Below are 8,567 nucleotides of genomic sequence, written 5' to 3' on the forward strand. Positions count from 1 at the left end.
TTACCCGGGCGGTCGTTTTGCCACAGGGTCAATTTTCCCGCTTCTTGACGCTGAAGGGCAGTGAACGCAATGAGATGCTGCAACGAATGTTCCGCCTACATATTTATGGGGAAAAGCTGAGCGAGCGTGTACGGCATGCTCTGGAGCAGGTCAAGGAACAGATGCATCGTTTGCAACTGGCGAGTGCAGCTCTGGGTGACGCAGGTCCGGAAGCCTTGGAGCTGGCGAGACAAACGTGGGAGGAAGCTGCGCAAAAAGAGCAGGAATTCACTCAGCAAAAACAGGAGCTGGCTGGGAAGCTCAAGGAGCTGGAGCAGCTTAACCAGTGGCATCAGGAGCTACTGCACGTCCAGGCGCAACTACAGCAGCAGGAAGCAAATGAAGCGGAAATGGCATCTCTAACCGCGAAAATTCGCGAATGGGAGTCGAGCATTCGACTGTGGCCATTACTTCAGCAATATGAGCGTTTGGATCAGGAGTGGCATGCGACCGGTACCGCATTGGAACGCAGCCGCGAACAACAGGAGAGTGCTCGTTTAGCCGTAGAGGAGGCAGAGCAAGCGTATCAGAAGGTCCACGCCGAGTTGACTGAACAGGAGCCATTACTGATTCAGCAAAAGGGCAGGCTGGTGCAGGCACAGGAGTGGGAAGAGGAGCTAAAGGCGATACGGGAAGAGTGGACAAGTCTGGAGCGAGAGTGGAACGAAGTCTCAGTCGCCTTGAACAACATAGAACAGCAGCTGGAAAAGGATGAGGAAGAATTAAAAAACTGGGAGCTTGCGTGGGCGGATCTGCAAGAGCAGATGAAGCAGGTCACGATCTCTCCTGAATGGCGAGCACAAATAGCAGCAGCCAGAGAAGCAAAGCAGCAGTGGGAGCGAGACCATGCCAAGGTACGTGAGCTGGAAAAAGAACAACTCGCAGCACAGCAGCAGATTCAGGCGGCAACTCATACTGCCGATGAGCACAAACGCAGCTGGGAAGCGTGTGCGAATCGCTTGGCACAAAAAAGAGAAGAGCTGGCTGCACCAACCGACTCGGCTTTGATGAGCGAAGCAGAATGGGAGAAAGCAAGAAATGTGCTGGCAGACATGAAGCAGGTAGGTCGCCAGTGGCGGGAAGTATTGCAGGCTTTCTCATCGTGGCAGGAGAAGTCGCAGCACATCGTCGAGGAGCGTAAGCAGTTGGATGAGCGCAATGAAGAGTTGGCTCGGGCAGTAGAGGCAAGCGAAGCACTAGTGAAGAGTCAACTTGCCCAACGAGATGAGCTGCGTCAGGAATGGGAACGCTGGCAGCAGGAAAACATGGCGCGGTTTTTACGCGAACGTTTAGAGGAAGGCAAGGAGTGTCCAGTATGTGGTTCCGAACACCACCCATACGGCCACCAGAACCATGCAAAAGCGTCTGAAGCGGGGGCGGAGGGTGATGCCCTGCGTGCTCGAATCAAAGCGTCAGAAGAGACTTTGCGCACGGCTGAACAAGAAGCAGGCAAAACCAAGGAAGCTTGGTTGGCAGCAAAGGGAGCGCTCGCTGCTTTTGATGAGCGCCTAGCAAGCGTAAAGGCTGAACAGGAACAGCTGGAGGTGCGGCTTGAGGCAATCAAGGCAGAGTGTCGCGGGTACGGACAGCCTTGGATCGTGGATTCTTTTGAAGAGCTTCTCGCCGTCTATCAGCGCGAGGAAAAGGAACTGATTGCCAAGCAAGCGGAAAGAGAGCGGCTAAAAGCAGAGCGTGAGCAATTGCAGCAGCAGCTGGAAGCCTTGCGTGAGGAAGAGGCGGAAAAGAAACGCTTGATGGAGCGGAGCGTGCTGTTGCTCGAACAGGCACAGAAGGCAATCGATGAGAATAAAGTTCGCCTGGACGCTGCTTTCACGCAAGAAAAGCAATCCAGAGAAGAGCTGGATGGGAAGCGCCATGGACTTCCCATCGAGGAAATCGAACAGCGATACGAGGAAATCGGAAAATCAGATCGCCGTCTGGCAGAGTTGCAGCAGGTGCGATCAGAGAAAGAAGCGCTGCGCGGAAAGCTGATGATGCAGGTAGAAGCCGCCAAGTCGAGGAAGGTAGAGGGCAAATCACGGGAAGCGGCGCTGAAGGAAAAGCTGGAAGATCGTAAGCGTATGTGGGAACAAAAGCATGCCCAATGGCTGGAACGCACGGGTGGACTTACTGCCCAGGAGTGTTTGATGCGAGTAGAGGAGACTCTCCTCAGTTTGCGTCAGGCAGTCACCCTGGCAGAGACAATGCGCAAAGAGACCGCCGAGGCGCGGGAAACCGTGCAAAACAATTTGGTCAAGTATTCGGAGACGCTGGCCATCCTCACACGGCAACGCACGGAAGCTCACGAGACATTGTACCAAGGCTTGCAGGAAACAGGTCTCGGTACTGTCGAGTATGTACGGGAGCGATACGCTGAGCGTGAGCAATTGCCACAGGCACAGGAGCAAGTCGAGGCTTACACGCGAATCGCTGGGCAGCTTCGTTACGAGGAAGAAAGGCTGCAACAAGCTATAGCAGGCCGTTCGTTTACGCAGGAAGAGCTCAATACTGCAAAAGAGGCGTGGGATCAATGGGAGCAAGCCTTCCAGGAGGCGCAAAAGCAAGTCGCTGTCGCCAAAGAGCATGTGGATCGCATGGAAAAAAATCATGACAAATGGCAAGAGCTTCACAAAGAAATGATACAGCAGCAGGATGAGCAGAGCCGCTTGGAAGAGCTGAAAAAATTGTTCGAAGCCAAGGCGTTTGTCCAGTTCATTGCGGAGGAAAAACTGGTATCAATCGCAAGAGACGCTTCCTATCACCTGAAGCGGATGACCGCCAACCGCTACGGGCTGGAAATCGGCGACGAGGGCGAATTTGTTTTGCGGGATGAGGGAGCTGGAGGAATGCGCCGCCCAGTAAGCACATTGTCTGGCGGGGAAACCTTCCTGACCTCGTTATCGCTGGCTCTTGCCCTGTCGATGGAGATTCAAATGCGTGGCGGACGCCTGGAGTTTTTCTTCCTCGACGAAGGCTTTGGGACACTCGATCCGGAGCTTTTGGAAGTCGTTATGGATGCGCTTGAGCGACTGCGTATGGACGATTTCACCATCGGGGTCATTAGCCACGTACCGGAAATACGTGTGCGCATGCCGCGTCGTCTGGTCGTTACACCAGCAGAACCGATGGGAAAAGGCAGCACGCTGCATCTGGAAATGGAGTAGGGAAGGGGAAAAATCATGGCAGTCCAATTTATACTGGGACGGGCAGGAACGGGGAAGACAGAATCGATCCATCGGCAGATGCAAGCCCGGCTGCGGGAAAAGCCGTTGGGTTCGCCTATGATTTTGCTCGTGCCGGAGCAGGCCAGCTTTCAGGAAGAGTATGCGCTCGCCACACTGCCAGAGCTGGGTGGTGTGATGGGGACACAAGTGCTCAGCTTCGGTCGATTGGCTCACAGGCTCATGCAGGAGCTGGGCGATCTGACTACCGTGCCTGTTGACGATCTGGGTAAGCATATGGTTTTGCGCATGCTTTTGGAGCGGCACAAGGAAGAGCTGAACGTATTCGGGCGCTCGGCGACACAGCCTGGGTTTGCTGCTCAGCTCGGTCGCTTGATTAGTGAGTGCAAATCGTATGGGGTATCCTTCACCCATTCCGAGAATGTGGAATGGGGAGGAGCCAATCTCAATCAAAAAATACATGACCTTCGCTTGATTATGAATGCGTACGAGGCTTACTTGTCAGAGGGATATTGCGATGCGGACGACATCCTGAACCGAGTGGCGACGATGGTGCGTGATTCCATGTACATCAAGCAGGCTGAAATATTTATCGATGGCTTTACCGGGTTTACGAATCAAGAGCTGCGCTTGATCGAGCAGCTGATGCAGCACGCCAAGCAGGTGACGATTGCGCTGACGCTTGACCCGAATGAACGTGACGCTTCAGTGGATGAACTGGGGCTGTTCCACCCTACACTGCGAACGTACCAAGCCTTGACACTGATGGCGCGTGAATCGGGTGTATCAATCGCCAAGCCGCTTTTATTGACGGAGGCACAGCGATTCAACCGCAGTCCGTGGCTGCGTCAAGTCGAACAAGTGTATTTCCAATGGGGAGACCCGCCGATCCCGGATCAGCCCGGACGAGCGGACGAAGTGACGATGCTCTCAGCAGTAAACAGGCGTGCGGAGGTAGAGGCTGTGGCTTTGAAGCTCCTCGCGCTGTCGAGAGAAGAAGGGTATCGCTGGAAGGACATGGCGATTTTGCTTCGGGAAATCGGGACGTACGCAGATGAGATTTCGGCTGTGTTTACCGAATACGGCATCCCGCACTTCTTGGACCAGAAGCGCTCCGTCATGCACCATCCCTTGGTGGAGCTGGTGCGATCGGCATTGGAGGTCATTGTTACGAGGTGGCGGTACGACGCTGTTTTCCGCTGCTTGAAAACAGACCTGCTCCTTTTGGATATTACCGATGAGCATACAGCCCGGAAGGAAATCGACCGACTGGAAAACTACGTGCTGGCTCATGGTGTCTTTGGCTATCAATGGGCAGAAGAATCTGCTTGGCATTTCCGCGGGCAGGCAGGTGCCGAGGAAGATGCGCAAATCGATGTGTTGAGACGCAAATACGCAGCGCCGCTCCTGTCCTTTGAAAAAGAGATGAAGCAAGCAACGGGCAAAAACGTACAGGAAATGACCCTTGCCCTGTACAACCTTCTGATCGCGCTGGATGTGCCTAACAAGCTGGAGCACTGGCAGCGAAAGGCAGAAAATGACGGCGATCTCGATGCGGCACAGGTGCACGGACAAGTATGGACAGGATTGATCGAGCTGATGGATCAGGTCGTGGAGGTCATGGGCGACGAGAGCATGGACCTGGCGACATTTGCCCGTGTGCTCGACAGCGGTCTGGAGACGATTGAATTGGGACTCGTACCCCCAGCGTTGGATCAGGTGCTGATCGGGGCAATGGAGCGCTCACGTCAACCAGATGTCAAAGCACTGTTTTTGCTTGGTGTAAACGAGGGCATTATTCCGTTGCGTCCAAAAGAAGAAGGAATTCTGGATGAGGCGGAACGTGAGCGATTGGCTGAGATGGGCATGTCTCTGGCACCGAGTGCAAAGCAGCGGCTGATGGCTGAGCCTTACCTGTTGTACCAGGCGATGACGAGACCGTCGGAGAGGCTGATCCTGAGCTGTGCGTTGGCAGATGAAGAGGGCAAGGCCCTGTTGCCTTCCTCTGTGTTTACCCGCATCCGGGAAGTACTGCCGGATATCCCGCATCAGGTGTTTTACAATGAACCGACAGGGCAGCACGAGACAGATGCATTCCTGCTCGGACATCCGAGACGTGTGTTCCGCCATCTTTTGACGCTATTGCGATCGATGAAGAAAACAGGAGAGCTGCCAGACTTCTGGTGGGAGGTATACGACTGGTATATTCGCTCTTCTCCCGATGTCAAACGGGAGCAGTGGCTGTTGTCTGGCTTGCGTTACTTCAATCGACCGCAGGAGCTGGATTTAGAAACGAGCACGACCTTGTACGGCAAGCAACTGAAAATGAGCGTATCTCGTCTGGAGCGGTTCCAGTCATGTCCGTTCTCGCATTTCTCTTCCCACGGTCTCAGATTGGCGGAGAGAACGATGTACAAGCTGGAGCGTTTCGATGTGGGAGAGCTGTTCCACGCTTCACTCAAGCGAGCTGTTGAAAAAATGAACGAAGACAATCTGGAGTGGAGCAAGCTGACGGAAGACAATAGTATGCAGCTTGCAAACGTAGTTGTAGAAGAACTGGTCCCTGCGACTCGGAGCAGCATTTTGACGAGGACAGCCCGGTATCGTTATTTGTCCGGCAAGCTGAAGCGAGCAGTTGGCCGCGCGATTTACGTACTCGGGGAGCATGCGAAGCGCAGCCGTTTTGCCCCAGTAGGACTGGAGGTTTCGTTTGGGCCGAATTCAGATTTGCCGGGATTGGCTTTAACGCTAGAAAATGGCGTGGAGCTTCAGTTAATTGGACGAATTGACCGCGTTGACCAGTCACTGGATAGTGAGGTCCCGTATTTGCGCGTGATTGACTACAAGTCCAGTCCCAAGCAGCTGTCTCTTTCCGATGTGTGGAACGGTCTGAATTTGCAACTGCTCGTCTATCTCGACGTCGTCGTGGCAAATGCCGAGGAATGGCTGGGGAAAAAAGCCGAAATGGGTGGCGTTTTCTACTATCAGGTAGCCGATCCTTTTGTGACGGCAAAACGCTTGCTAACGGCTGACGAAGCGGCAAAGGAGCGGGCTAAGCGTTTGCGCATGAAAGGCTTGATGCTCGCAGACCCAGAGCTGGCTAGAATGATGGATGGCTATGTAGAGCAAGGGGCTTCAGAGCTGGTGCCATTTGAAATCAAAAAGGACGGAACGCTCTCGTCGCGTTCATCCGTGGCAACAGCCGAGCAGTTCCAAGCCCTGACCTCTTATGTTCGCGATACTGTAAAGCAAATCAGTACGCGCATGACCAACGGGGAAATCCAGATCGCGCCGTACACAAACGGGACGATGACCGCTTGTGATTACTGTTCGTACAGGCCGGTATGCAAGTTCGACGGAGATGCAGGCGGGAATGAGCACCGACAGCTTGCCAAATGGAACAACAAGCAAATATGGAGCATGCTGGCAGAGCAGCAGATGGCAGGAGAAGGAGGAATGACCGATGGCGGATCAACAGTTGCAGGCCAAGCCTGAACAATGGACGGACGAGCAATGGCAAGCGATTGTCCAGCGCGGGAATAATCTCCTGGTGGCAGCTGCGGCAGGCTCTGGGAAAACCTCCGTCCTGGTTGAGCGGATTATCCGACGCATCATGGACGAGAAGGACCCGGTTGGAGTCGATCAGCTGTTGGTGGTGACCTTTACCAATGCGGCAGCGGCAGAGATGCGTCACCGGATCGGCGATGCCTTGCGAAAAGCATTGAAAGATGACCCGCACTCTTCACATCTGCGTCGACAACTTGCACTGCTCCAGCGGGCGACGATTACGACACTTCACTCATTTTGCTTGGGGATTTTGCGCCAGTATTACTATCTGATTGAACTCGATCCTGATTTTCGCATAGCCGATCAGATGGAAGGAGAGCTTTTGCGACAGGATGTCTTGGAGGAACAGCTGGAGAGCTGGTATGAGAATGACGCGGATTTTCATGCATTAGCTGATGTGATGCTGGATGGTCAGGACGATCATGCCCTCACCATACTGCTACTTAGGCTGTATGAGTTTTCGCGCAGTCATCCGGCACCAGAACAATGGCTCGGGGAAGCGGCTGGAATGTTTGCGGTTCACGATAAAAACGGTCTGGACGGGCTGGAGTGGACGAGAAGCGTGCTGCGTTCTGTGGAGCTGGCACTCGGTGGAATGACCGCTAAGATGCGCAGGGCAGTTCTGTTGGCTGGCTCACCGGAAGGACCTGCTGGCTATTTGCCTTTGCTTGAGGCGGAAGCGGCTGCCCTGCAACGTGCAGGAGCGGCTTGCAGAGATGGTTGGGAAGCGACCGTCGAAGCGGTTCGAGGGGTTGTATTTGCCAAGCTGCCTCCAGTGAAAGGCACAGATCCGCTCGTGAAGGAACAGGTGCAAGACCTGCGAAACAGTGTGAAAAAGGAACTGGCCGAGCAAATCGAGCAATACTTTTCTACGACAGCCGAGCAGTACGTCGCGGATTTGCAGCGGATTGCTCCTCACATGCAGACATTGGCCAGGCTGGTGACAGCATTTTCGGATGCTTTTCAATTGGAGAAGCGATCGCGTGGGTTGGTCGACTTTGGCGACTTGGAGCATCTGGCTCTGCGCGTTCTAACTGAAACGAATGAGTCCGGGGAGACTGTTCCTTCGTCAATCTCCACGCAATTGCGCGAACAGTTCGCTGAAGTGCTGGTAGACGAATACCAGGATATCAACCTCGTGCAGGAGACAATCTTGCAAATGGTTTCCCGAGACGGAGCGAATGGTCAGCCAGCGAATCGCTTCATGGTAGGGGATGTGAAGCAGAGTATTTATCGGTTCCGCTTGGCAGAGCCGAAGCTGTTTCTCGAAAAATATGTGACCTATCAAAAAGATGGTGATGCTGATGAAGCTAGCATCGGACGGCGCATCGATCTGGCGGCGAACTTCCGCAGTAGAAGGGAAGTCGTAGATGCCGTTAACTTTTTGTTTCGCCAGATCATGTCTCACGGGGTAGGTGAGATTGGTTATGATCCATCGGCGGAGCTGATCAACCGTGCGTCTTATCCTGAAGCACAGCCGAACCGTTTGCAGGCAGAGATGCATTTGATCGACCGGAATACAGCGATAGCAGAAGAAGGTCAGGCGGTAGCTGCAGAGGGGACAGATGAGGGCGAAGCAGGTATTCCCGAGGGAGAGTCCGCAGAGGAAGCGAGTGTTGCACAGCTGGAAGCTCGACTAATCGCCAGCCGTATTCGTCGGTGGATGGAGTCGGGCGAGGGGGAAGAGCCACTGCTCGTTTTCGATAAAAAGGCTGGGGGAATGCGCCCGCTAGCCTATCGCGATATCGTTATTTTGCTTCGAGCGACCTCAGGCTGGGG

At 54.1% G+C, this 8,567-nt stretch carries 3 protein-coding genes; all 3 read left to right on the forward strand.

Annotated elements, in window-relative coordinates; translation table 11 throughout:
* Positions 1 to 3,203: SbcC/MukB-like Walker B domain-containing protein (locus C7R94_RS26730; RefSeq protein WP_106785650.1), on the forward strand; the 3,203-nt coding region annotated here is incomplete at its 5' end.
* Between the two features lie 15 nt (positions 3,204 to 3,218).
* On the forward strand, positions 3,219 to 6,716 hold the full coding sequence (addB, locus tag C7R94_RS26735; RefSeq protein ID WP_106785651.1) for a helicase-exonuclease AddAB subunit AddB: 3,498 nt from the start codon (positions 3,219 to 3,221) through the stop codon (positions 6,714 to 6,716).
* The coding region (locus C7R94_RS26740) for a UvrD-helicase domain-containing protein (protein WP_146142823.1) at positions 6,685 to 8,567 on the forward strand (1,883 nt) is incomplete at its 3' end. The genes addB and C7R94_RS26740, both read left to right, overlap by 32 nt.

Source organism: Brevibacillus sp. NRRL NRS-603 (genome assembly GCF_003013445.1).
GTDB lineage: Bacteria > Bacillota > Bacilli > Brevibacillales > Brevibacillaceae > Brevibacillus > Brevibacillus formosus.

Coding starts and splice junctions, on each gene's coding strand:
- addB (WP_106785651.1), top strand. CDS start 3,219: ATGGCAGTCCAATTTATACTGGGACGGGCAGGAACGGGGAAGACAGAA.